Source organism: Streptomyces sp. NPDC037013, assembly GCF_055607265.1.
Genome location: NZ_JBVJRV010000001.1, coordinates 777199 through 801923 on the forward strand (window position 1 = coordinate 777199; position 24725 = coordinate 801923).

The 24725-nt window shown below is 71.6% G+C and carries 24 protein-coding genes; 14 read left to right on the forward strand and 10 right to left on the reverse strand.

Features of this window, described 5'->3' with window-relative positions:
- The first annotated feature begins 61 nt into the window (after nt 1–61).
- Nucleotides 62–907, forward strand: coding sequence for a polysaccharide deacetylase family protein (locus tag ACZ7DY_RS03195; RefSeq protein WP_471129286.1), 846 nt, complete (start codon nt 62–64; stop codon nt 905–907).
- 48 nt (nt 908–955) lie between these two features.
- Here ACZ7DY_RS03195 and ACZ7DY_RS03200 read toward each other — a convergent pair whose 3' ends face one another.
- Entirely contained in the window at nt 956–1636 is a 681-nt protein-coding gene (locus ACZ7DY_RS03200; protein WP_471129288.1) for a class F sortase, read from the reverse strand.
- Nucleotides 1637–1984: 348 nt separating this feature from the next.
- Between ACZ7DY_RS03200 and ACZ7DY_RS03205 the strand changes: the two genes are divergently transcribed.
- The gene (locus ACZ7DY_RS03205; protein WP_471130207.1) at nt 1985–2479 is read left to right on the forward strand and encodes a hypothetical protein; all 495 of its coding nucleotides are present in this window, start codon (nt 1985–1987) and stop codon (nt 2477–2479) included.
- 129 nt (nt 2480–2608) lie between these two features.
- Here ACZ7DY_RS03205 and ACZ7DY_RS03210 read toward each other — a convergent pair whose 3' ends face one another.
- The 5 genes from ACZ7DY_RS03210 to ACZ7DY_RS03230 form a co-directional block, all read right to left on the reverse strand.
- Nucleotides 2609–3172 (reverse strand): hypothetical protein, encoded by a 564-nt coding sequence (locus ACZ7DY_RS03210; protein ID WP_471129290.1) that lies wholly within the window; start codon nt 3170–3172, stop codon nt 2609–2611.
- A gap of 384 nt (nt 3173–3556) precedes the next feature.
- Nucleotides 3557–4861 carry an alpha/beta hydrolase gene (locus tag ACZ7DY_RS03215; protein WP_471129292.1) on the reverse strand — a complete coding sequence of 435 codons (1305 nt, stop codon included), beginning with the start codon at nt 4859–4861 and terminating at the stop codon, nt 3557–3559.
- 242 nt (nt 4862–5103) lie between these two features.
- The gene (locus ACZ7DY_RS03220) at nt 5104–5316 is read right to left on the reverse strand and encodes a hypothetical protein (RefSeq protein WP_471129295.1); all 213 of its coding nucleotides are present in this window, start codon (nt 5314–5316) and stop codon (nt 5104–5106) included.
- An 83-nt stretch (nt 5317–5399) separates the two neighbouring features.
- On the reverse strand, nt 5400–6164 hold the full coding sequence (locus ACZ7DY_RS03225; protein ID WP_471129296.1) for a bestrophin-like domain: 765 nt from the start codon (nt 6162–6164) through the stop codon (nt 5400–5402).
- A gap of 15 nt (nt 6165–6179) precedes the next feature.
- Entirely contained in the window at nt 6180–6731 is a 552-nt protein-coding gene (locus tag ACZ7DY_RS03230; protein WP_471129297.1) for a hypothetical protein, read from the reverse strand.
- 278 nt (nt 6732–7009) lie between these two features.
- Here ACZ7DY_RS03230 and ACZ7DY_RS03235 point away from each other — a divergent pair, with 278 nt between their 5' ends.
- The 4 genes from ACZ7DY_RS03235 to ACZ7DY_RS03250 all read left to right on the forward strand — a co-directional run bounded on the left by ACZ7DY_RS03235 (nt 7010) and on the right by ACZ7DY_RS03250 (nt 11545).
- Nucleotides 7010–8008: an SCO0930 family lipoprotein gene (locus ACZ7DY_RS03235; RefSeq protein WP_471129299.1), complete on the forward strand. Its 999-nt coding sequence runs from the start codon at nt 7010–7012 to the stop codon at nt 8006–8008.
- A gap of 213 nt (nt 8009–8221) precedes the next feature.
- Entirely contained in the window at nt 8222–9034 is an 813-nt protein-coding gene (locus ACZ7DY_RS03240) for an SAM-dependent methyltransferase (RefSeq protein ID WP_471129303.1), read from the forward strand.
- On the forward strand, nt 9031–11166 hold the full coding sequence (locus ACZ7DY_RS03245; RefSeq protein WP_471129305.1) for a putative bifunctional diguanylate cyclase/phosphodiesterase: 2136 nt from the start codon (nt 9031–9033) through the stop codon (nt 11164–11166). Before ACZ7DY_RS03240 ends, ACZ7DY_RS03245 begins: the two co-directional genes overlap by 4 nt.
- A 94-nt stretch (nt 11167–11260) precedes the next feature.
- The gene (locus ACZ7DY_RS03250) at nt 11261–11545 is read left to right on the forward strand and encodes a hypothetical protein (protein WP_471129307.1); all 285 of its coding nucleotides are present in this window, start codon (nt 11261–11263) and stop codon (nt 11543–11545) included.
- A gap of 70 nt (nt 11546–11615) precedes the next feature.
- Here the strand turns inward: ACZ7DY_RS03250 and ACZ7DY_RS03255 are convergent, their stop codons facing one another.
- Nucleotides 11616–12491, reverse strand: coding sequence for a LysR family transcriptional regulator (locus ACZ7DY_RS03255; protein WP_471129308.1), 876 nt, complete (start codon nt 12489–12491; stop codon nt 11616–11618).
- A 94-nt stretch (nt 12492–12585) separates the two neighbouring features.
- On the opposite strand from ACZ7DY_RS03255, the gene ACZ7DY_RS03260 reads away from it, so the two are divergent.
- From ACZ7DY_RS03260 to ACZ7DY_RS03275, 4 genes are all read left to right on the forward strand, one after another.
- Entirely contained in the window at nt 12586–13293 is a 708-nt protein-coding gene (locus tag ACZ7DY_RS03260) for a succinate dehydrogenase (protein WP_471129310.1), read from the forward strand.
- A gap of 3 nt (nt 13294–13296) precedes the next feature.
- On the forward strand, nt 13297–15255 hold the full coding sequence (locus ACZ7DY_RS03265) for a fumarate reductase/succinate dehydrogenase flavoprotein subunit (RefSeq protein ID WP_471129313.1): 1959 nt from the start codon (nt 13297–13299) through the stop codon (nt 15253–15255).
- Nucleotides 15252–15998, forward strand: a complete 747-nt coding sequence (locus ACZ7DY_RS03270; protein ID WP_471129316.1) for a succinate dehydrogenase/fumarate reductase iron-sulfur subunit — start codon at nt 15252–15254, stop codon at nt 15996–15998. Before ACZ7DY_RS03265 ends, ACZ7DY_RS03270 begins: the two co-directional genes overlap by 4 nt.
- A gap of 88 nt (nt 15999–16086) precedes the next feature.
- Nucleotides 16087–17607 (forward strand): acyl-CoA synthetase, encoded by a 1521-nt coding sequence (locus ACZ7DY_RS03275; protein ID WP_471129319.1) that lies wholly within the window; start codon nt 16087–16089, stop codon nt 17605–17607.
- Nucleotides 17608–17678: 71 nt separating this feature from the next.
- Here the strand turns inward: ACZ7DY_RS03275 and ACZ7DY_RS03280 are convergent, their stop codons facing one another.
- Nucleotides 17679–20036 (reverse strand): ATP-binding cassette domain-containing protein, encoded by a 2358-nt coding sequence (locus ACZ7DY_RS03280; protein ID WP_471129321.1) that lies wholly within the window; start codon nt 20034–20036, stop codon nt 17679–17681.
- Between the two features lie 213 nt (nt 20037–20249).
- On the opposite strand from ACZ7DY_RS03280, the gene ACZ7DY_RS03285 reads away from it, so the two are divergent.
- Nucleotides 20250–20627, forward strand: a complete 378-nt coding sequence (locus ACZ7DY_RS03285) for a hypothetical protein (RefSeq protein ID WP_471129324.1) — start codon at nt 20250–20252, stop codon at nt 20625–20627.
- A gap of 131 nt (nt 20628–20758) precedes the next feature.
- Nucleotides 20759–21034: a hypothetical protein gene (locus tag ACZ7DY_RS03290; RefSeq protein ID WP_471129326.1), complete on the forward strand. Its 276-nt coding sequence runs from the start codon at nt 20759–20761 to the stop codon at nt 21032–21034.
- A 21-nt stretch (nt 21035–21055) separates the two neighbouring features.
- Here ACZ7DY_RS03290 and ACZ7DY_RS03295 read toward each other — a convergent pair whose 3' ends face one another.
- Nucleotides 21056–22084: an LLM class flavin-dependent oxidoreductase gene (locus ACZ7DY_RS03295; RefSeq protein WP_471129329.1), complete on the reverse strand. Its 1029-nt coding sequence runs from the start codon at nt 22082–22084 to the stop codon at nt 21056–21058.
- Nucleotides 22085–22126: 42 nt separating this feature from the next.
- On the opposite strand from ACZ7DY_RS03295, the gene ACZ7DY_RS03300 reads away from it, so the two are divergent.
- Complete coding sequence (locus ACZ7DY_RS03300) at nt 22127–22615, forward strand: phosphatase domain-containing protein (RefSeq protein WP_471129331.1); 489 nt, start codon at nt 22127–22129, stop codon at nt 22613–22615.
- 376 nt (nt 22616–22991) lie between these two features.
- Here ACZ7DY_RS03300 and ACZ7DY_RS03305 read toward each other — a convergent pair whose 3' ends face one another.
- Nucleotides 22992–23213, reverse strand: coding sequence for a dodecin (locus tag ACZ7DY_RS03305; protein ID WP_471129334.1), 222 nt, complete (start codon nt 23211–23213; stop codon nt 22992–22994).
- Nucleotides 23214–23455: 242 nt separating this feature from the next.
- Here ACZ7DY_RS03305 and ACZ7DY_RS03310 point away from each other — a divergent pair, with 242 nt between their 5' ends.
- Nucleotides 23456–24712: an extracellular solute-binding protein gene (locus ACZ7DY_RS03310; protein ID WP_471130208.1), complete on the forward strand. Its 1257-nt coding sequence runs from the start codon at nt 23456–23458 to the stop codon at nt 24710–24712.
- Nucleotides 24713–24725: the final 13 nt, after the last annotated feature.

The following is a 24725-nucleotide window of genomic DNA, read 5'->3' on the forward strand; positions in this document are numbered from 1 at the left end:
TTCGGGAGCCGCCCCGGTGTTGGTGTGCCGCCCGAGCCTTCGGCCATGCGACGGATTGGTCATGAAAGATGATCAGCTGACGTCAGGGCGCAGGGTCCTGCTCCGTGCTGCCGCGGTCCTCGGTCTCGGCGCGGCCGCGGGATGCGGGAGCACGGACCGCCCGACCGCGCACCGGCCCACCGCCACCGCGGGCGCGCCCGCCAAGGGCCCGCAGGCCGCACGGGCCCAGAAGCCCTCCGCGTACCGGCTGCGGCCCATCGCGGGATACGGCCCGCAGCGCTCCACCAGAGCCCTGCCCCGGGTGCGCAAGGCGCCCATCCTGCGCCTGGCCGGGCACGGCCGCTCGATGGTGCTGACCTTCGACGACGGACCCGACCCCCGGTACACCCCCGGCATCCTGCGGACGCTGCGCAAGCACGGCGTGCGCGCGATGTTCTTCGTCTGCGGCGAGATGGCCGTCGACAACAAGGACTTGCTGCGCGAGATGGCCGACGACGGGCACGTGATCGGCAACCACACCTGGAGCCACCCCCTGCTGCCCCGGCTGGGCAGGGCCGCGATGCGCGAGCAGATCGAGCGCACCAGCGAGGTCGTCGAGAACACCATCGGCGAGGCGCCGGCCTGGTTCAGGGCCCCGTACGGCGCGTGGAACCGCAACGCCTTCCAGCTGGGCGCCGAACTCGGCATGGAGCCGCTGGCCTGGACCGTGGACACCCTCGACTGGACCGAACCCGGCGCGCGGACCATCGTGCGCCGCGTCCGCGCGGGGGCCGGGCCGGGCGTCGTGGTGCTCTCGCACGACGCGGGCGGGGACCGCTCCGGCAGCGTCCGGGCGCTGCGCACCTACCTCCCGGAGCTGCTCGACTCCGGCTACCACATCACGGTGCCGAGCCGGTACGAGACCTGACCGCCGCGGGCCTCTCGCCCCTGGCGCGCTCGCCCGCCTGGTCCCGTGTCAGCGAACGGCGACCAGCCGGGCGAACACCACGACGTTCCCGTCGTACCCGGCCTTCTTCGAGAAGCCGCCGCCACAGGTGATGACCCGCAGCTCCGGCGTCCCGCTGTTTCCGTAGACCCGCTCGCCGGGGAACTTGGCCTTGTCGAAGACCTCGATGCCGTAGATCTTGAAAATGGCCGTCTTCTTGTCGGCGCGCCGCACCTCGACGTGGTTGCCCTTCTTGAGCGAACCGAGGCCGTAGAAGACGGCGGGCCCCTGCTGGTTGTCGACGTGCCCGACGATGACGGCGGTGCCCTTCTCACCCGGTGAGACGGCGCCGGTGAACCAGCCGGCGAGGTTCGGGTCGTCGGGCGGCGGCGCGTCCACCCAGCCCTCCGCGTCCAGGCCGACCTGCATGACGGGTGCGTCCACCTGGATGCCCTTGATGCGCACGCGCTCGGCCGGCGAGAAGGTGAGGGGCGCCGGGGCGCCGGCCCCCGCCTCGGGCGTGTGGTCCGCCGCCGCGGCGGACGCGGGCTGCGGCGGGCCCACGTCGAATTCCCCCGAACCGTTGCGGATCAGCGCGAGGCCGGTGAGCAGGACGAGCGCCATCGCACCCCACGGGGCGCGCTTCTTGGGCTTCGCGTCCTCCTGGAGATTCTGGAACTCGAACTCGTCGGCCGGATGGGACGAAGGCATTCTCTATCCCCTCTCAACGCGGCATGAGTGCCGCGTCCGTTGCGCGTACCAGCACGCTAAGCGCGGGGCGCGCGGCGTGCGAAAGGGCGGGAGCGAACGGGTGGCGCCGGGGGCCGGGTGCGCCATCCGAGTCGCCCTCGACAGGAAATTTCTGACGGTCCGTGACCTGCGGCGATGTCGGGTTGCGGGGACGTGCCCCGGCGTGTCGTCTCACCAGGACGGCCGATCGCCGAAATGCGGCCCCGCGCACCGCATCTGAGGGTCAGTCTGGGAGGCGCTCTCGCCGATCGACCGGGGACGGTATCCCCGGGGCGTCTTCCGCGGAGGATTGCCATGCGTACATCTCGTATGCGGACCACACGTGCCCTCGCGGTCGCCGCCGCGGCCGTCGGGGCCGTCGGGCTCGCCGCCCCGGCCGCGTCCGCCTGGGCCGACCCGACCAACATCGTGGCGATGCCCAGCGTGATCCCGAGAGGGGGTCATCTGACGGTCACCGTCGACGGGTCGTCCTGCCAGGCACACGGCAGCAAGGTCACCTCACCCGCCTTCCCGGACACGCACCTGCAGGGCATCCCGGGCGGCACCTCGTCGAGCGCGACCGCGACCGTCCACTCGCACGCCCGCCCCGGCGCCTACGACATCACGGCGCACTGCGGCGGCAAGACCCTCGTCCGCCCGGCCGCGTTCACCGTCATCCACGGCGGTGTGCGCGGTGGCATCGGCGGCACCACGCACTCCGGCGCGACCGGCACGGACATGGCCATCGGCGGTGCGCTGGTCACCGCCGCGCTGGTCGGCGGCGGGGTCTTCTGGATGCGCCGGCGGTCGGAGAACAAGCTCTGAGCTCCGGGCCGGGCCGGCGCGACCCCCTTCCGCTCCGTGCCCGGCGTGCCCCGCCCGCACCGCGGGTGACAGCGCCGCGCCCCCGGGATCCGGAGACATCCCGGGGGCGCGGTGCCGCCCGGGCGACGGTCAGGAGTGGTCGCCGTCGGCGCGGCGGCGCGTCTTGTAGTACGCGGTGCCGATGGTGCCCACGATCAGGGCGCCGCCGAGGGCGATCTCGTGCAGGTCGAAGCCGCCGAGACTGCCGCCGGTGCCGGCCTTGACGCCCTTGTGGGCGTGGTGGCTGGGGTGGTGGGTGTTGTGGTCGGGGTGGTGGGTGTTGTCGTCCGGGCGACCACCGGCGATGGTGAGGTCGGTCTTGTCGCTGCCGGGGTTGCTGCCGTTGCAGGTGAACGTCACCTCGTACATCGCGCCGGGCTTGGCGTCCCAGAACACCTTGGCGGTGGCGGAGCGCTGTCCCTTGGGGATGGTGGTGTCGTCGAAGACGCCGGAGGTGACCTTGGTCTCGCCGTCGCATCCGTCGACGTTGAGGGTGACCTGGCCGCCCGCGGCGATGGTCGTGGGGGAGATGCTGAAGCCGAACGCCGTCACGGTGTCCTCGTCGCCGGCGACGGCGGCGGACGCGGCCGGGGCCGTGACGGCGAGGGCGGACGCGGTGAGCAGTGCGGCCGAAGCGACGCGTATCGCGCGCATGGTGGATCCTCCGGGTCCCCGAGGAGCAGCTGCGGACCTTCTTCCGCCGATGTCTTGAATGCACCTCGATGCCCGAAACGCTAGGTAGGGGTGGGCGGTGCCGCGATCCGGGTCGCGCGAACGGGGTAATCGGACGGGCCGGGCGGGTGAACGGAGCGGCGCGGCGCCCCCGTCGGCAGCGGGTGGCGTGACAGGGGCGGGGTGGGGCCTAGGGGCGTCCGGTTGTCGGAGGTCCGGTTGTCAGGGTGTCGGGTTGTCGGAGGTCTGGATGTCAGACGTCCGGTCGTCAGGGTGTCCGGTTGTCGGAGGTCTGGTTGTCAGACGTCTGGATGTCAAAGGACCGGATGTCAGAGGACCGGGCGTCAGAGGTCCGGGCCTCAGGCGTCAAGGCGTCAGCCCCAGGTGCGAGGCCAGCCACGGGAGCTGTTTCTCCAGGCCGGGCCGCCACACCTGCCAGCTGTGCCCGCCCGGCAGTTCGACGAGTTCGACCCGCATGCCGGCCTTCTTCGCCGCGGCGTACACCTTCAGCGCCTGCGGGTGGTACGTGGAGTCGCCGGTCCCCGTGACGAACGCCCCGGCGGTGTCGGGGAACCGCTTCCGCGCCATCACGTCCATCGGATTGACCTTCTCGAACGCCGCCTCGTCCCCGCCGAACGCCGCGTCCACCGTCTTCTGGCGGCTCCCCAGCGTCGGCTCGTCCTGCCCGGAGATGTCGAGGAACGTTCCGTAGACCCGCGGCGCGTTGACCGCCATCTGCAGGGCGCAGGTGCCGCCGTTGGAGAGGCCGGAGACCGCCCAGTGGTCCCGGCCCGTGGCCGTCTGGAGATGACCGGCCGCCCAGGCGGGGACGTCCTCGGCCAGATACGTCCGCACCTTCCCCAGCCTGGAGTCCATGCACAGCGGATTGTCGAAGGAGGAGCCCAGCGGGTCGACCACCAGGACGACCGGCGCCAGACCGCCGTGCCGGCCCGCGAAGTCGTCCATCATGTCCGGCAGCTGGCCGGAGGTGATCCAGTCCTGCGGGGCGCCCGGCTGGCCCGCCATCAGGACGAGTACGGGCAGCAGCGGCCGGGGCGAGGCACGGTAGGCCGGCGGGAGATAGACGTACGCGTCCCGGGCCTTGAACCCCGACCTGGTGCCCGGGATCGAGGCGGTCGACACGGTGCCCTTGGCGGGCAGGCCGGCCAGCGGCCGCCACACCTCGGAGAGCGCCTTGCCCTTCGGCACGTCCAGCGTCGGCTCCTTCTTGCCGGTGGCGTCCTTGAGGCTGACGGTGTCCTGGGGGCCGAGCATGGTCCGCGGCGTCGGGTAGTTGTCGTAGTGGATGTTGATCTCGGAGAGGCCGAGCACGACGACGAGCGCGCCCGCGAGCAGCGCGCCCGCCCGGCCGCGCGGGCGCAGTGTCGGCATCCGCGAGAGGGCCAGGCAGACGCCGAGGATCGCGACGCCGATCCACACCACGACGTCCTTGGGGAGCTTGTCGGGGAAGGGCTGCCACCAGTCGTCGACGGTGACCTGGACCAGATAGGTCAGGAGCGCGGCGACGACCACGGCGAATGGGAGCAGCCGGGTCCACCAGCGGCGGTCGCGGGAGAAGAGGAGGGCGGCGAGCGCCAGCCAGCCGAGGATCCGCACGACGAGCGGGACCGCCCCGTCGACCAGTGACCAGTCCAGCGGCCCGGCGGCCATCGGCACCCGCTCCACGCGCGTCCCCCGTTCCGTTCCGTTCGGTTCCGTGTGACACAGACCCGGGGGCCGGCCAGCAGGCCGGCCCCCGGGGGAGGTGTGTGAGGCGAGCGGGCCGCTCTGCCTTGAGCTACAGCCCCGCGCAGTGGAGCTGGGTGGACTTGAACACACCATCTGCCCGCTCACCGAAAACGATAACAATCGGAAGGAATCTGGCAAATCGGTTCAGCGTCAGGCGAACGCCCTCAGGCCGGTGGCCAGGCGTGCGGGCCGCCGCGCCACTCGACGAGATGCGGGTCGTCGAGCGCCATGTCGGCCTCGCCGAGCCCCGCCCTTCGCAGGAGCTCCACCAGCTCCCGGTCGCTGCGGGCGGCGCCGACCTCCTGTCCGCGCACGGTGACCCGCCGCGCTCCGTCGGCGGCGGGCGGATGGACGATGATCGGTGACTGCCAGGGCATGGCACCAGAGTGCGCCGTGCCCGGCCCCGGCGCAGTGCGGTTCACGGCCAACGCGTGGAGTGCTCGCCGGGGGCGGGGCGGGATCAGCCGCCCAGGCCGGGGAAGAGGGCGTGGAAGGGTTCCGCGGTCGCCGCGATGCCGCGGCTGTAGGGCGCGTCGAAGTCCCAGATGAGGAAGAGCAGGAAGGCGAAGAGGGCGGAGAAGAGGCCCGCGAGGACGAGTTCGCGCAGGGTGCGGCGGATCTGCAGGGCGAAGATCATGCCGATGGTGACGAGCCCTCCGATGATCAGGCCGAACCAGACCACGCCGGGCATGGTCGCCCCTGTACTGTCCGCGCGGGCGCTGCGCGCGTCGTCCGCGGCCGCCACCGCGTCGACCAGCGGCTGGTACGCCTGCGCCTCGAAGTCCGACTTCGGCTGGTAGTCGGTCACGTCGTGGCGCACACGGGCCAGCAACCGGGCGCCCTCCTTGGTCAGTTCGCCCTTGTTCCGCATGGCGTCCCACTCCGTGGTGACGACATGGCTGACATAGGTGTGGACGTCCGACCGGATCCGGTCCCGGACGTCATCCGGGTAGATGCGGGCACGTTCGGAGACCTCGTGCAACGCCTGGGCCTCCTGGCGCACGTGTTCCTGTGCGGCGCCGCGCGCCTCCCAGACACCCGCGATGGCCAGGCCAAGGACGATGGCGTACACGACACCGATCATCATCGTCATGTACTCGATGACGTCCGGGGTCTCCGACGCGTCGTAGTCCGCGCCGGTCCTGCGGTGCCGCAGCAGGGTCACGACGAGCACCACGGCACAGGCGGCCGCCATCGCGAGGGTGAGAACAAGCCATTCCGACATGGGGACCTCCGACGGTCAGCGCGGGCGGAGCGCGGCGACGGCGAGCACCGCGGGCGCCGTGATGAGCAGGGTGAGGGATACGAGGGACGGACCGTGGTGGGGCTGCTGCCGGTGCGTCCGGGGGTGGTACGCCGGATAGGACACGGAGGGCGAGGGCTTCGGCCGGGGCGTGGCGGAGGGTTTGGGCTTCGGGGTCGGCTTCGGCTTCGGCCTGCTGACGGGTTTCGCCGGCGGCGGAGGCGGCGGGGGCGGCGTCGGCCGGACCGACGGCTCCGGTGGCGCGGGGGCCGGTGGCGGAGGCGGCTCGGGAGCGGGCGGCTTCGGCTTCGGCGGAGGAGGTGGCGGCGGGGGCGGTGGCGGCGGGGGTTGCGGTGGCTTCGGCGGAGGTTTGGGGTGGTGCGTGGGTCCGGCGTGGCAGTCGGCACCGTCCCCCGCGACGGCCACCACGTCTTCGCCCGTCGAACCGCCGCTCTGATCGATCGACGCGTACGCGCAGGCGTCGGCGGACGCCGAACCGATGGCCGAGGACGCGCCGAGCAGCAGGGCCAGGGCGAGGAGCGCCAGCACGCGTGTGACTAGGGGTGAGAGGGCCCGCGAAGTTCCGTGCACGACGGGGAGCATGGGCCGCGCACACCGTCGCCACGCCGCGAAAGCCCCTGATTGACCCGAAGGAAGGATCTGTCCGCGCCCGGGGTTTGACGGCCTGGACCCCGTCCCCGCCGGGCCCCGTCCGGGCAAAGAATCTTGCGGCGCCGTTGAACGCGGCGGCCGCCCCCGACCGTACCTAGGGCCATGTGTGACGCAATCGGGCGCCACAACACCTCTGTGGACAGTGGGAGTCAAGCATGCTGCATCCAAGCGGGGTTTCCCCCAGGGCCAGGCGGAGCGCCTCGCTCGTAGCGACGGCCGCGGCCCTGCTGGCGCTGACGGCGGCGTGCGGCCAGGAGAAGGGCGAGCAGTCCCCGAACGGGCAGAACGTGGGCAACCAGGCGCCCGCCAAGGACGGCGCCTACGGGTCGGACGACGGGTACGGCAGCGACGACGGCTACGGAACGGACTCCGGCGCGGCGGACAAGGCGGCGGGCGCCAAGGCGAAGCCCGCCGGTCAACTCGCCGTGTGGGACAGCAAGAAGCTCGGCAAAGTGGTCACCGACAGCGCCGGCTTCACCCTCTACCGCTTCGACAAGGACACCGCCCAGCCGCCCAAGTCCACCTGTGACGCCGCCTGCCTGAAGACCTGGCCCGCCGTCGCGGCCAAGGGCGCCAAGGCCGCGCCGGGGGTCGACGCGTCCCTGCTCGGCGAGGTCACCGCAGCCGACGGCACCAAGCAGCTGACCATCGACGGCTGGCCCATGTACCGGTACGCGCAGGACGCCTCGCCCGGCGACGCCAAGGGGCAGGGGGTGGGCGGCACTTGGCACGCCGCCGCCCCCGACGGCAAGAAGGCCGCGCCCGCGGCGGCCGGCGCTGCCCCGGTCGACCGGGCGGGCCTGTCCACCCGCAAGGACCCGGAACTGGGCGAGATCGTCGTCGACAAGAACGGAATGACGGTCTACCGCTTCACCAAGGATTCCGCCTGGCCGATGAAGTCCGCGTGTACCGGCGCCTGCCTCGACAAGTGGCCCGTCGTGGCTCCCGTGGCCAAGAACGACACTCGAGGAATCCTCGAGAAAGGCTTTATCGTCTTCCACCGGCCCGACGGCAAGAAGCAGCAGACGATCGACTGCTGGCCGCTGTACACCTTCTCGGGCGACAAGAAGCCCGGCGACACCAACGGACAAGGGGTGGGCGGGACTTGGTACGCGGCGAGCCCGCAGGGGAAGCCGGTGGGCGCCGCCAAGTAATCCCCCGGGCGTACGGACAGACCGGCCCGTCTCCTCCCATACCGCAGGGAGGCGACGGGCCGCTCCGCGGTGTGGTGAAACGGCACTTGCCAAAGGCAGTGACCGAGAACGGACGGCCAATTTCCGTTTTGACTCGCTCCCTTGGCGGACGATCAGTAGCCTCACCCTCGAACACCGGATCGCCTGCGCCATTCCCTACGCCTTGGAGTCTTGATGGAGCGTCCCGCCTGGGCACCGCTCGGCATCGACATCTCGATGCCCAGTGTGGCCCGCATCTACGACTACTACCTGGGCGGCTCGCACAACTTCGAGGTGGACCGGGAGGCGGCCCGCAAGGCGATGGAGTTCATGCCGGGGCTCCCGAAGGTCATGCAGGCGAACCGGGCCTTCATGCGCCGCGCCGTGCGTCACGCCGTCGCACAGGGCGTCACCCAGTTCCTCGACATCGGCTCGGGCATCCCGACCTTCGGCAACGTCCACGAGGTCGCGCAGGAGGCCAGCCCCGACGCCCGCGTGGTGTACGTGGACCACGACCCGGTGGCCGTCGCCCACAGCCAGGCCGTCCTCGACGGCACCGAGCGCACCGCCGCGGTCGCCGGGGACCTGCGCAAACCCCACGAGATCCTGGACAGTCCCGAGGTCGCCGCCGTCCTCGACCTGGACCGCCCGGTGGCCCTTCTCCTCGTCGCCGTCCTGCACTTCGTCGAGGACGCGTACGATCCTTTCGCGGCGGTCGCCGAACTGCGGGACGCGACCGCGCCCGGCAGCCTCGTCGTCCTCAGCCACGCCTCGTACGAAGGGATCCCCGTTCCCCCCGAGCAGGCCGGCCGGACGGTCGGTGTATACAAGGACATCCGCAATCCACTGATCATGCGCTCGCGCGACGAGATCGCGCGGTTCTTCGAGGGATACGACATGGTGGAACCCGGCCTGGTGCCGATGCCGCACTGGCGGCCCGACACTGCCCCCGAGGAGGAGGATCCCTACTCCTTCTCGGGCTTCGCGGGCGTGGGACGAAAGCGTTGAACGGCGAGCAGGACGGACCCGAGGGAAGACTCCGCAGGTTCGCCACCATCTGGAGCCGTGCGATCTTCCCCGTCACGGCCACCTCGCTCACCCGCCCGGAGTTCGAGCAGCAACTGGTGCCGCTCGCCCGCCGGTTGCGCGACGCGCTCCAGGAACGCGTCTTCGACGCGGCGGAGAGCCAGGCCGTCGGCGCCGCCCTCATCGGCACGCACTGCACGGACCCCGAGGCGCTCAGCCGCACGCTCGACTGCGTCGACGCCTATCTGGTCCTGTACTGCGGCGGTGACGGCCCCCGTGAGGAGCTGCGCGCCCGCTCCGCGCGGATCCAGCACGCGATGGCCGCCGGGTTCGCCCGGGCGCTGCGCGAGCGCACCCTCGCCGAGCAGGAGGCGATCTCCCGCGCCGCGCTGAGCGCGCGCAGCGCCGTCGCCGAGGCCCTGCACGCCAGCGAGGCCCGGTTCCGCGCGGTCTTCCACGGCGCCGCGATCGGGATCGGCATCGCCGACCTCGACGGCACGGTCCTGGAGGTCAATGACGCGCTGGTCCGCATGTTCGGCGGCCTCGAACACCAGCTGCGCGGGCGCAACGTGGGGGAGTGGACGCACCCCGACGACTCCCCGCACGTCTGGAAGCTGTACGAGGAGCTGGTCCGCGGAGAGCGCGAGCACTACCGCGTCGAGAAGGCCTTCTACCGCCCCGACGGCACCGTCCTGTGGACCAACCTCACCGTCTCCCTGCTGCGCGACGCCGACGGCGCTCCGCAGTACCAGCTCGCGCTGATGGAGGACACCACCGAGCGCCGGCTCCTCAACCTCCGCCTGCGGTACGAGGCCACGCACGACGCGCTCACCGGACTGCCCAACCGCACCCTGTTCTTCGAGCGTCTGGAGAAGGCGCTCTCGGCGGGCGGCAGCGGCCGGTTCGGGCTCTGCTACCTCGACCTCGACGGGTTCAAGACCGTCAACGACAGCCTCGGCCACGCGGCCGGCGACCGGCTGCTCGTCGAGGTCGCCGACCGCCTCCAGTCCTGCGCGACCGCCCCCGGCGAGATGGTGGCGCGGCTCGGCGGCGACGAGTTCGTGGCGCTCACCACGGGCCCCGACACCGAGACCGAGGTCGACGAGCTCGCCGGCCGCATCATGAACGCGCTCGCCACCCCCATCCGGGTCGACGGCCGCGAACTCACCGTGCGCGGCAGCATCGGCATCGTCGAGGGACCGGCGGGCGAGCGCGGCGCCGCGGAGGTGCTGCGCAGCGCCGACATCACGATGTACCGCGCCAAGTCCGCGGGCGGCAACCGCTACGAGCTCGCCGACCCCGAGGCGGACGCCCGCGCCATCACCCGGCACGGGCTGACCACGGCGCTGCCCGCGGCCCTGGAGCGCGGCGAGTTCTTCATCGAGTACCAGCCGCTCGTGCACCTCGGCGACGGCAGCGTGCGCGGCGCCGAGGCGCTGGTGCGGTGGCTCCACCCGCAGCACGGCATCATCGGCCCGGACCGCTTCATCCCGCTCGCCGAGCACACCGGTCTGATCGTGCCCCTCGGCCGCTGGGTCCTGGAGGAGTCCGTGCGCCAGGCCCGCCGCTGGGAGGCGCGGCACAGCGACGCGGGCCCGCTGCGCGTCAACGTCAACCTCTCGCCCATGCAGCTCACCCACCCGGGGCTGGTCTCCGACACGGTCGACATCCTGGAGCGCGAGGGCCTCGAGCCGGGCGCGCTCTGCCTCGAGGTCACCGAGTCCGCCCTGATAGGAGCCGACGACGACCTGCTCAAGCCGTTGCGCAGGCTCGCCGAGATGGGCGTGGACATCGCGCTGGACGACTTCGGCACGGGCTACTCCAACCTCGCCAATCTGCGCCGCCTGCCGGTGAGCGTGCTCAAGCTCGACCGCTCGTTCACGCAGGGCATGCAGCACTTCCCCGCCGACCCCGTCGACCTGAAGATCGTCGAGGGGATCGTCGCGCTGGCCCACAGCCTCGACCTCGCTGTCACCGTCGAGGGCGTGGAGACCGGCGCGCAGGCGGACCAGCTGCGCGAACTCGGCTGCGACACGGCGCAGGGCTGGTACTACGCGCGTCCCGGCCCGCCGGACCAGCTGCACGAACTGGCCCTGGCGGACGCGATCAGCTGAGGGCCGCGCGGCCCGAGGGGCGGCCGGGGCACGAGGTGCGGGGCGGTGCCGACGGCGGGACTCTGGAAGGGAGGAAGTGAGTCCCATGAGAGTCATGCTGAGAGCACGCCTGGACACCCAGGCCGCCAACGAGGCGATCAAGAGCGGAACCCTGCCGAAGATGATGGAGTCGCTGACCGAGCGGCTCCAGCCGGAGGCCGCCTACTTCGGTCCGGCCGACGGCGGGCGCTGCTGCACGTTCGTCTTCGACCTGAAGGACACGTCGGAGCTGCCGTCCATCAGCGAGCCGCTCTTCGGCGAGGTCAACGCGGAGATAGAGATCACTCCGATCATGAACGCGGACGACCTGCGCAAGGGCCTGGACGCGCTGGGGCGCTGAGCCCGCACACCGGCCCGGCCGGACCGCCCCGCTGTGCGCGGCGGTCCGACCGGCGGGCGCCCTTGTGCCCTCACCGCGCGAGCAGCATCCGCTGGAGTTCACGCGCCGCGCGCGGCGGCGCCACGTCGCTGCGGTGGGCCAGCGCGATCGTGCGGTGCAGGCTCGGGCCGGCCAGCTCAGTCATCCGCAGGTCGGGCCCGGAGCGCTCGGCGACCATCCGCGGCACCACCGCGACCCCGAGGCCGGCCCGTACGAAGCCGAGGACCGCGTCCATCTCGCCTCCCTCCACCGCGAACTCCGGCTCGAACCCCGCGCCACGGCAGGCGGTGACGGTCAGCTCCCGCAGGTCGTACCCGTGCCGGAACATCACGAGCCGCTCACCCTGCAGGTCCGCGATCCGCACCGACGCGCCAAGACCCCGCGAGCGCGGTGACGACACCACCACGAGGTCCTCGCGCAGCAGCTCGACGGTGGTGAGCGCCGGGGACGGACTGGGCAGCGGAAGGACCACCAGGGCGAGGTCGAGCGCGCCGCGCGCCAGCTCGCGCACGAGATCGTGCGAGCCGCCCTCTTCGATGAGGAGCTGGATGCCCGGATGCCGGTCGTGGAAGGCGCGCAGGACGTCGGGGAGCAGACCCGTGCACACGCTCGGCGTCGCGCCCAGGCGGATGCGGCCGCGGCGCAGCTGCGCCAGCTCCTGCACCTCGATACGGGCGGTGTCCGCGTCGGCCAGGATCCGGCGGGCCAGCGGCAGCAGCGCCTCGCCCGCGTCGGTCAGCGTGATGTTGCCCCGCGCCCGGCTGAAGAGCTCCGCACCCAGCTCCTTCTCAAGGGCGCGGATCTGCTGCGAGAGCGAGGGCTGGGAGACGTGTACGTCCTCCGCGGCCCGGGTGAAGTGCCGTGCCTCGGCGACCGCCACGAAGTAGTGCAGCTGCTGGAATTGCATACCCGCACGATAGGCGATCGATAGGCTGAGGCTATGGAGATGAGCTGAACCATCTCTTGGACCGATCGGGACTTTCGGCCGTAGCGTCTCTGACATGGCTCTGGCAACGCGGACGGACAAACGGCCGTCCATGACCCGCACGCTGTGGGACTCCACCATCGGCAAGAAGACGGTCATGGCGGTGAGCGGCCTGATCATGCTGCTCTACCTGGTCGCCCACATGATCGGGAACCTGAAGATCTTCTTCGGCCCGGCGGAGATCAACCACTACGCGCACTGGCTCCGCACGGTCGGCGAGCCCTTCATGCACTACGAGTGGACGCTCTGGCTGATCCGGGTGGTGCTGGTCGCCGCGGTCGTCGCGCACGCCACCTCCGCGTACCAGCTCAGCCGCCGCGACATCAGGGCACGCCCCACCCGGTACGTGCACAAGAGGCGCGAGGCGAGCTTCGCCACCCGCACCATGCGCTGGGGCGGCGTCATCCTCGCCCTGTTCATCGTCTGGCACATCCTCGACCTGACGACGGGCACCGTGCACCCCGGCACCTACCAGCACCTGCACCCGTACCAGAACATCATCGACACCTTCTCGACCTGGTACGGCAACGTCATCTACATCGTCGCCGTGGTCGCCCTCGGCTTCCACGTGCGGCACGGACTGTGGAGCGCCGCGCAGACCCTGGGCGTGGGCACCGCCGCCCGCGACCGCGTCCTCAAGCCCCTCGCCAACGGCATCGCCGTGGTGCTGACCCTCGGCTTCGTCTCCGTACCCGTGGCCGTCATGACCGGACTGGTGAGCTGACCCATGAACCACTCCACTGAGTACTCCGCGTACACGACGGGGGAGCCGCTCGTCGACACCAAGGCCCCCGCCGGGCCGATCGCCGAACGCTGGGACACCCGCCGCTTCCAGGCGAAGCTGGTCAACCCAGCCAACCGCCGCAAGCACACCGTGATCGTCGTCGGCACCGGTCTGGCCGGCGGCTCCGCCGGCGCCACCCTCGCCGAACAGGGCTACCACGTCGTCCAGTTCTGCTACCAGGACTCGCCGCGCCGCGCCCACTCCATCGCCGCGCAGGGCGGCATCAACGCCGCGAAGAACTACCGCAACGACGGCGACTCCGTCCACCGCCTCTTCTACGACACCGTCAAGGGCGGCGACTTCCGCGCCCGCGAGTCCAACGTCCACCGCCTCGCACAGATCTCCGTCGAGATCATCGACCAGTGCGTGGCCCAGGGCGTGCCCTTCGCCCGCGAGTACGGCGGCCTCCTCGACACCCGCTCCTTCGGCGGCGTCCAGGTCTCCCGCACCTTCTACGCGCGCGGCCAGACAGGACAGCAGCTCCTCCTCGGCGCCTACCAGGCACTCAGCCGCCAGATCGCCGCGGGCAACGTGGAGATGCACCCCCGCACCGAGATGCTCGACCTGATCGTCGTCGACGGGCGGGCCCGCGGCATCGTCGCCCGCGACCTCATCACCGGCAGGATCGCCACCTACTTCGCCGACGCCGTGGTCCTGGCGTCCGGCGGCTACGGCAACGTCTTCTACCTGTCGACCAACGCCATGAACTCCAACGCCACGGCCGTCTGGCGGGCCCACCGGCGCGGCGCCTACTTCGCCAACCCCTGCTTCACGCAGATCCACCCCACCTGCATCCCGCGCACCGGCGACCACCAGTCCAAGCTGACGCTGATGAGCGAGTCGCTGCGCAACGACGGGCGGATCTGGGTGCCGAAGGCGCAGGGGGACCAGCGGCCGCCCAACGAGATCCCCGAGGAGGAGCGCGACTACTACCTGGAGCGCATCTACCCCTCCTTCGGCAACCTCGTGCCCCGCGACATCGCATCACGCGCCGCCAAGAACGTGTGCGACGAGGGCAGGGGAGTGGGCCCCGGCGGCCAGGGCGTCTACCTCGACTTCGCCGACGCCATCCGGCGGATGGGCCGGAAGAAGGTCGAGGAGAAGTACGGCAACCTCTTCGACATGTACGAGCGGATCACCGCGGAGAACCCGTACGAGGTGCCGATGCGGATCTACCCCGCCGTGCACTACACGATGGGCGGCCTGTGGGTCGACTACGACCTGCAGACCACCGTCCCCGGCCTCTTCGCCGTCGGCGAGGCCAACTTCTCCGACCACGGCGCCAACCGGCTCGGCGCGAGCGCCCTCATGCAGGGCCTCGCCGACGGCTACTTCGTGCTGCCGTCCACCATCAACGACTACCTCGCCCGCCACCCGCACAAGGACGAGGTGGACGTCGACCACCCGGTGGTGCAGGAGGTGCTCGCCGAGACCGAGGACCGCCTCAACCTCCTGCTGTCCGTCGACGGCGACCGCACGCCCGACTCCTTCCACCGCGAACTCGGCGAGATCATGTGGGAGTTCTGCGGCATGGCCCGCACCGAGGCGGGGCTGCGCAAGGCCCTGGAGCGCATCCCGCAGATCCGCGAGGAGTTCTGGCGCCGCATCAAGGTGCCCGGCACCGGCGAGGAGTTCAACCAGTCCCTGGAGAAGGCGAACCGCATCGTCGACTACCTGGAGCTCGCCGAGCTGATGTGCCTCGACGCGCTGCACCGCGCCGAGTCGTGCGGCGGCCACTTCCGCGAGGAGTCCCAGACGCCCGACGGCGAGGCGGCACGGCGCGACGAGGAGTTCTCCTACGCCGCCGCCTGGGAGTTCACCGACACCGGCGCCGCCCCCGTCCTGCACAAGGAAGACCTCGTCTTCGAGTACGTCCACCCCACTCAGCGGAGCTACGCATGAAGCTCACCCTGCGCGTCTGGCGCCAGAAGAACGCCGACGCCGACGGCGCGATGTCCACGTACGAAGTGGACGGCATCTCCTCCGACATGTCGTTCCTGGAGATGCTCGACACCCTCAACGAAGAGCTCATCGTCAAGGGCGAGGACCCCGTCGCCTTCGACCACGACTGCCGCGAGGGCATCTGCGGCGCCTGCTCGCTCGTCATCAACGGCGACGCGCACGGCCCCGAGCGCACCACCACCTGCCAGCTCCACATGCGGTCCTTCGAGGACGGCGACACCATCGACATCGAGCCGTGGCGCGCCGCCGCCTTCCCGGTCGTCAAGGACCTGGTGGTGGACCGCTCGGCCTTCGACCGGATCATCCAGGCCGGCGGCTACATCAGTGCGCCGACCGGCTCGGCGCCCGAGGCGCATGCCACGCCCGTGCCGAAGCCGGACGCCGACTCGGCGTTCGAGCACGCCGAGTGCATCGGCTGCGGGGCGTGCGTGGCGGCCTGCCCCAACGGCTCGGCCATGCTGTTCACCTCCGCCAAGGTCAACCACCTCAACGTCCTCCCGCAGGGCGCCCCCGAGCGCGAGACGCGCGTCCTGGACATGGTCACGCAGATGGACGCCGAGGGGTTCGGCGGCTGCACGCTCACCGGTGAGTGCGCGACCGCCTGCCCCAAGGGCATTCCGCTGCCCTCCATCGCGGCCATGAACAAGGAGTGGCTGCGGGCGACCCGCAAGGTGAGCCGCTAGCCGCCCCGGGGGCCGCACGGTGCCGGCGGGGCGGATGTGGCCGGTCGCGCCGTTCCCCGGGCCCCACCCGGGCGCATAGCGTCCCGGCATGCATCCCGGAGCGTACGACCCCGCCAGGCCGGCCGTCGTCACCGCCGACGGCACACGGACCCTCACCTACGGACGACTCGAAGAACGCTCCCTGCGGCTCGCGGACCACCTGCGGGCCGCGGGGCTGCGCCGCGGCGACCACCTCGCCCTGCTCTGTGACAACGACCCGCGCGTCCTGGAGGTCTACTGGGCCGCCATGCGCTCCGGGCTCTATCTCACCGCCGTCAACCACCACTTGCTGCCCGACGAGGTCGCCTACATCGTGCGCGACTGCGGCGCGGGCGCGCTGATCGTGTCGGGCTCCCTCGCCGACCTCGGCGCGACCGTACGGGAGCGGGCGGGCGGCCCGCCGCTGGTGCTCGGCCTCGACGACGGCACGTACGAGAAGGCGCTCGCCGGAGCCTCGGCCGTCCCGCCCGACCGGCAGCCGCTCGGTACCGACATGCTCTACTCCTCCGGCACGACCGGCCGGCCCAAGGGGGTACGGCCGGTGCTGCCCGACGGGGACGTGCGCGAGAAGCCCACCACGTACACCGTCGTCTTCCAGGCCATGTACGGCTTCGGTGAGGACACCGTCTACCTCTGTCCCGCGCCGATCTACCACGCGGCACCCCTGCGGTTCTGCGGCATCGTGACCGCCCTCGGCGGCACCGTCGTCCTGATGGACGCCTTCGACGCGGAGAAGGCCCTCGCGGCGGTGGAGCGGCACCGGGTGACGCACAGTCAGTGGGTGCCGACCATGTTCGTGCGCATGCTCAAGCTGCCCGCGGAGGTACGCGAACGGTACGACCTCTCCTCGATGAAGATCGCCATCCACGCGGCCGCGCCCTGCCCCGTCGAGGTCAAGCGGCGGATGATGGAGTGGTGGGGGCCGATCCTGCACGAGTACTACTCGTCGACCGAGGGCAACGGCATCACGTTCATCTCCCCGCAGGAGTGGCTGCGCAAGCCCGGTTCGGTCGGGCGCGACGGGTTCCTGGGGGCCCTGCGGATCTGCGACGACGAGGGGCGCCTCCTGCCGCCCGGCGAGACCGGCACGGTCTACTTCGAACGCGACGAACCCCCCTTCCGCTACCACGGCGACGAGGCCCGCACCCGCGAGGCCCAGCACCCCGAGCACCCCAACTGGACGACCACCGGCGACATCGGGCACGTCGACGAGGACGGCTACCTCTTCCTCACCGACCGCAAGGCGTTCATGATCATCTCGGGTGGTGTGAACGTGTACCCGCAGGAGGCCGAGGACGTGCTCGTGCTGCACCCGGCCGTCGCCGACGTGGCGGTCGTCGGCGTGCCGGACGCCGAGATGGGCGAGGCGGTCAAGGCGGTCGTGCAGGTCGAGGACGGAATCACCGCGGGGCCCCGGCTGGAGCGTGAGCTGCTCGACTTCGCCCGCGCGCGCCTCGCGCACTACAAGGCCCCGCGCTCCGTCGACTTCACCGAGCGCCTGCCGCGCACACCGACCGGGAAGCTGGCCAAGGCCGGGCTCCGGGAGGCGTACCGGAGCGGACAGCGCTGACGGACCGGCGGCGACCAGACCATGGGCAGACCCGGCCGGCCCTCTCGGGCCGCCGGGTGGGCCCTCGGCCGTCAGCTCCGGTCGGCCCCGGCGCCGAGCGCCCGTGCCAGATACGGCGCGGTACGGGTGCCCTCGGTGGCCGCCACCTCCGCCGGGGTGCCCGCCGCCACGATCCGGCCGCCGCGGTCACCGCCGCCCGGGCCGAGGTCGATGACCCGGTCGGCGCCCGCCACGACCGCCATGTCGTGCTCGACGACGACCACGGAGTTCCCGCCGTCGACCAGTTCGTGCAGCCGCTGGACGAGGACCTCGACGTCGGCCGGGTGCAGGCCCGTCGTCGGCTCGTCGAGGAGGTAGAGGGTGTGGCCCCGGCGGACCCGCTGCAACTCGCTCGCCAGCTTGATGCGCTGGGCCTCGCCGCCCGAAAGTTCCGTCGCGGGCTGGCCGAGCCGCAGATAGCCGAGCCCCACGTCGAGGAGCGTGCGCAGGCTGCGTACGACGGCCGGGGTGTCGGCGAAGAACTCCGCGGCAGCCTCGACGGTCAGGTCGAGCACCTGGGCGATGTTCCTTCCCCGGTACGTGACTTCGAGCGTCGGGGGGTTGTAGCGGGCGCCCGCGCAGTCGGGGCAGGGCGCGTACGTGCTCGGCAGGAAGAGCAGCTCGACGCTGACGAAGCCCTCGCCCTGGCAGGTCTCGCAGCGCCCGCCCGCCACGTTGAAGGAGAACCGGCCCACTCCGTAGCCGCGCTCCTTCGCCGTGTCCGTCGCCGCGAAGACCTTCCGCACGACGTCGAAGAGACCGGTGTAGGTGGCCAGGTTGGAGCGGGGCGTGCGACCGATCGGCTTCTGGTCGACGCAGACCAGGCGGCCCACGCCCGGCAGCTCCTCGGTGATCTCGCCGACGAGCGTCGACTTCCCCGAACCGGACACGCCCGTGACGGCCGTGAACGCGCCGAGCGGGATCTCCGCCGTCACATCGCGCAGATTGTGACGGGTGACCGGGCCGACCTTCAACCAGCCCAGGGGCGCGCGCACTTCGCGCTCGGGGGCCGGACCCCGGTCGAACAGGAAACGCGCCGTCGCGGATTCGCCGACGCCCGCGAGCTCCGCGACCGGTCCGCTGTGCAGCACCCGCCCGCCGTGCTCGCCCGCCCGCGGGCCGACGTCGACGAGCCAGTCCGCGTGGCGGACGACATCGAGGTGGTGCTCCACGACGAAGACGGAGTTGCCGGCCGCCTTGAGCCGGTCCAGGACCGTCAACAGGGCTTCCGTGTCCGCCGGATGGAGGCCCGCCGACGGCTCGTCGAGCACGTACACCACGCCGAAGAGCCCCGAGCGGAGCTGGGTGGCGAGGCGCAGGCGCTGCAGCTCACCGGCGGACAGGGTGGGGGTGGCGCGGTCCGGGCTGAGGTAGCCGAGACCGAGCTCGGTGACGGTCCCGATGCGGGCGAGCAGGTCCTCGGTCAGGACGCGGGCCGTCTCGGAGGTGTCCGTGGCGCCCGCGAGGACATCGGCGAGGTCGGAGAGAGGGAGTGCGGCGAGCTCGGCGATGGTGCGGCCGCCGAACGTGACCGCCATCGCCTCCGGACGCAGCCGGCTCCCCTCGCACGCCGGGCACGGCTCGCTCGTCAGGAACCGTTCGGCCTTGGCGCGCAGCGTCTGGCTCTTGGAGTCCGCGAAGGTCTTCATCACATAGCGCTGGGCGCTCATGTAGGTGCCCTGGTAGGGGCGGTGGATCCGGCCCGCCTCCCGCACCGGGTGCACGGTGACCACCGGCTGCTCGTCGGTGAAGAGGATCCAGTCGCGGTCCCGTTGCGGCAGCTCGCGCCACGGCCGGTCCACGTCGTACCCGAGGGCGTCGAGGACGTCCCGGAGGTTCTTGCCCTGCCAGGCGCCGGGCCAGGCGGCGACGGCACCCTCGCGGATGGAGAGCGACGGGTCGGGCACCAGCAGCTCTTCCGTCGTGCGGTGCACCCGGCCCAGGCCGTGGCAGGCGGGGCACGCGCCGGCCGCCGTGTTCGGCGAGAAGGCGTCCGAGTCGAGCCGCTCCGCGCCCTCGGGGTAACGGCCCGCGCGGGAGAAGAGCATCCGCAGGGAGTTGGAGAGCGTGGTGACCGTGCCGACGGAGGAACGGGACGTCGGCGCCGAGCGGCGCTGCTGGAGGGAGACCGCGGGCGGCAGCCCGGTGATCTCGCCGACCTTCGGGGCTCCCACCTGATGGATCAACCGCCGCGCGTACGGCGCGACGGACTCGAAGTAGCGCCGCTGCGCCTCGGCGTAGATCGTCCCGAACGCCAGCGAGGACTTCCCGGAACCGGAGACACCCGTGAAGACCGCGAGGACGTCGCGCGGGATGTCCACGTCGACGCCCTGGAGGTTGTGCTCCCGGGCGCCCCGGACGCGTACGAACGGATCATGGGGGCTGTGCATGGGCGGACTCCGTACGCGGCTCGGGGACTCGCCCCACGATACAACCGCCCGCGCCCGCTCCCGCGGCTCTCACCTGCGGTTTCCCGGACGCGGAGGTGGTCGCGTCCTGGGGGGCGGGTCTCGGTGGGGAGTGTCGAGACCTCTACCCGGGCGTAAGGGCCTTTCGCCCCCTACCAGCCATTTTGGGCGTCTTTTACGTTTTACGGAGAGAGCGTGACCGGAATCACTCCGCCCCGTCGAAAGGCCCCCCACCGCATGATCGCGCACCCGGCCCACCCCAGCTCCGAGCAGACCGATGCGCTGGAGACCGAATTGCGGGAGCGCGGCGTGCTCTACACCGCGCAGCACCGCCCGGCGCCCGAGTACGCGGCGCAGGACCCCGAGGGCCGCGTCTGGATCATCCGTGCCGCCAAGGACGCCAACGCGGTCATGGCCTCGCCCTCGCGGATCTGGCGGGCCGCCTGCGACGAGCTGCGCATGAGCACTCCGGTGACCACCCCGGCCGGGGTGGCGCGGGCGATAGCGTCCGCGATCGGACGGCAGCCGTCGCCCGAGGCGTCGGTGCCGGTGAAGAGCCCGGGTCGCGTCTGATCGGTGACCGTTACATCCCTTATGGGTGCCTTTCATGTGAGGTGCGTAACTTCGTGGATGCCGCCGCCGAGCACCACGGGAACGGGGCGGCCGTCCACGAGAGACCGTGACCCGGAAAGGAACACACCTCTGTGTCCGCGCGTCTGCGAGCCCTGTTCATCGTTCTCGCCGCCCTGACCGCCACCGCTCTGCCGACCGTCGTCGCGTTCGCCGAGCCGCCCCTGGTGCCGGCCGAGGTCCCGCACACGACACCGCGCGAGGAGATCCAGCCCGCCGGCAACATCGTCGGCCAGCTCGGCCGCCGCACGGCCGAACGCTCCACCGGCAGGCCCCTGGGCCTCATCCCCGAGCAGTCCGCCTCCTGCGTCGCCCGCGCGATCGCCGCACCACATCGGGGCGACGCGTAGATCCGGGAAACGCCCCGGTCCTCACGCATCCCCGGACGGGGACGGGGCCGGCGTCAGCCCGGCCACCCGCGCCAGCCGCCGGAAGGAGTCAAGGAGACCGGCCCTGTCGTACGTACTGGTCGTGACCAGGACCTCCTGGGCACCGCTCTCCTTGATCACCCGCTCCAGCTCGTCGGCGACCTGCTCCTCCGTGCCGTGCACGTGGCCGCGCAGCCCCGATTCGTAGAAGCCGCGCTCCTTCTCGCTCATCGCCGAAGACTCCACGCGCTCGGCCGGCGTCAGCGGCGGGAACGTGCCGTGGGTGCGGGAGTACGCCATCGACCAGGCCTCGGGCACGAGCAGCCGGTGGGCCGCCTCCTCGCTCTCGGCCACCGCCACGGTGCCCGCGATCATGACGTACGGTTCGGCCAGCCACGACGAGGGACGGAACCCGGCGCGGTACTGCTCGATGCCGCGCAGCATCTTCTCGCGCCCCCTGATGTCCCCGATGACCAGCGGCAGACCCGCCTCGGCGGCGATCGTCGCGCCCTCGCCCACCGCCAGTACGTACGGCGGAACGCTCAGCCCCTCGGCGGGGCGGGCCCGCACCCCCGTGCCGGACGTGCCGCGGAACCAGTCGAGGAGCTCCGCGAGCTGCGCCGCGAAGTCCTCCGCGTCGTGCTTGTCGCGCCCCAGCGCCTTGCGCACCCCGTCGGTGAAGCCGACCGAACGGCCGAGCCCCATGTCGATCCGGCCCGGAAAGAGCGACTCGAGCACCCCGAACTGCTCGGCGACGACCAGCGACTGATGGTTCGGCAGCATCACGCCGCCCGTGCCGACCCGGATGGTGCGGGTGGCCGCGGCGACCGCCGCCGCGAGGACGGTGGGCGCCGACCCCGCGACGCCGGGCACGCCGTGGTGCTCGGAGACCCAGAAACGGTGGTAGCCGAGCGCTTCCACCTCCCGGGCGAGCCGCACCGTGTCGCGCAGGGCGGCCGGACCGTCGTACCCCTCGCGGGTACGGGAACGGTCGAGGACGGAGAACCGGGTCGCTGCCATCACAGAGCTCACGTACGGTTCAACGCCGCGGCGCCGCTGTGATTCCCTGAGGGAGTGACCGACAGCAACAGACCCCTGGCCGTGTTCGACCTGGACGGCACCCTCGCGGACACCGCCCACCGGCAGAAGTATCTGGAGCGCAGGCCGCGCGACTGGGACGCGTTCTTCGCCGCGGCGCCCCAGGACCCGCCGCTGGCGCGCGGCGTCGAGCTGGCCCTCGCCAGCGCCGAGGAGTGCGACATCGTCTACCTGACCGGGCGCCCCGAGCGGTGCCGCGCGGACACGGAGGAGTGGCTGGCGCGCCAGGGCCTGCCGGAAGCCCCGGTCTGGATGCGCGGGAACAACGACCGCAGGCCCGCGCGCAGGACCAAGCTGGAGATCCTGCGCGCGCTGGCCGGGAAGCGGCATATCCGCATGCTGGTGGACGACGACGAGCTGGTCTGCGACGAGGCGGAACGAGCGGGCTTCCCGGTCGTCCACGCCACGTGGGCGACCACATCCCACGAACTGAAGAAGGCCCAACAAAAAGAGGGCCGCACCTGACCAACCCCGCGAGCAAGGCCCCAAAGGGACGCGGGAAACGACGCAAGCACCCACAAAAAACCCGCACCAAACAACCCACACGCGCCCCCTGAGGGGCGCGGGGAACGGCGCGAGCAACCACAAAGAAGCCCGCACCGAAAAACGCACACGGGCAGCCCCCTCAGGGGCGCGGGGAACTGCGCGAGCAACCACAAAGAGGCCCGCACCAAACAACCCACACGGGCCCCTGAGGGGCGCGGGGAACTGCGCGAGCAACCACAAAGAAACCCGCACCGAACAACGCACACCAGCCGCCCCCCTCAGGGGCGCGGGGAACTGCGCGAGCACCCCCCAGGCACCCGCCCGGGCCCCCGCACCCCACCCGCCCCGCGAAGCGCTAAACGCTGGAGTCGTCGTCCAGGCGGAACCCGACCTTCAGCCCCACCTGGTAGTGCTGGATCTGCCCGTCCTCGATGTGGCCCCGCACCTGCGTGACCTCGAACCAGTCCAGTGAGTGGAGCGTCTGCGAGGCCCGCTCGATGCCGTTGCGGATCGCCTGGTCGACACCCTCGTGGGAGGTGCCGACGATCTCGGTGACGCGGTACGTGTGGTTCGACATGAGGGATGTTCCTCCGGACCGTCGGGTGCCATCGTGAAGTGCCGTCACTCCACCGTCACTCCACCGTGCCCCAGCCCGCCCGCTCGCGCGAGATGGCAGGCACCCCTTGACCCCCTCATTGGTCCGTACCAAAATCCTGCCAGTAACCCGTTCGAGCCATCCGCTCACCCCCCGCGTCGGGCTGACCTTCCCCTGTCCGCAGGCAGAAAGTGACCGACGTGAAACCGCACCACCGCGCCGCCATGCCCCTGGCGCTCACCCTCTCCTCCGCCCTCCTGCTCTCCGGTTGCGGCGTGCTGCCCGGCGGTGACGACACCAGGACCGTCACCGTCTGGCTGATGCGGGGCAGCGCGTCGCCCGAGTTCGTCGACCGCTTCACGGAGGAGTTCGAGAAGGAACACGACGACGTCGACCTCGACATCCGCGTCCAGGAGTGGACCGGTATCGGCGCCAAGGTGAAGAAGGCGCTCAAGGAGGAGGGCGGTGACGGTCCCGAGGTCATCGAGGTCGGCAACACCCAGGTCGCGGAGTACGTCGACGAGGGCGGCCTGTACGACCTCACCCTGGAGTCCGCACGGGACCTCGGCATGGACGACTGGCTGCCCGGCCTCGCCGAGCCCGGCCGGTACCGCGGCGCGCAGTACGGCATCCCCTGGTACGCCGCCAACCGCGTCGTCATCTACAACAAGGACCTGTTCGACGCGGCGGGCATCACCCGTCCGCCGCGCACCCGCGAGGAGTGGCTGACGGCCACGGAGAAGCTCAACTCCGGCGGAAACCAGGGCATCTACCTGGCGGGCCAGGACTGGTACACCCTCGCCGGGTTCATCTGGGACGAGGGCGGCGACCTCGCCAAGGAGACCAAGGAGTCGTCCGGCGACTGGCACGGCAGCCTGCACACCCCGGCGGCGCTGCGCGGCATGGACTTCTACCGGCGGCTCCAGGCGCTCGGCGAGGGCCCGCGCGACGCGGACGAGGAACACCCTTCGCAGGCCGGGGTGTTCGCGGGCGGGCACGTCGCCCAGATCGTCGCCGTGCCCGGCGCGGCCCGCGCGATCGAGGAGAAGAACCCGGAGCTGAAGGGCAGGCTCGGCTACTTCCCGATCCCCGGCAAGAAGGCGGGCAAGCCCGGCGCGGTCTTCACCGGAGGCTCCGACTTCGTCGTCCCCGAGCACAGCGACGACCACAAGGGCGCGGTCGAGGTGATCGAGGCGCTGGCCGGCAAGAAGTGGCAGACCGAGCTGGCGCGGACCATGAACTACGTGCCGAACAAGGCGAAGCTGGCCCCGGCGGTCGCCGGCGAGGAGGGGGTCGCCGCGATGGCCGTCGGCGCGGCGAACGGCCGGGCGACCCCCAACTCGCCCCGCTGGGCGGGTGTCGAGGCCGACAACCCCATCAAGGGGTACATGACGAAGGTCCTGACGGGCGGCGACCCGGCGACCGAGGCCCGCAAGGCCTCACGCCGGATCACCGAGGCGCTCAACGTCGGGGGCCTCTGACCGACACCGACGC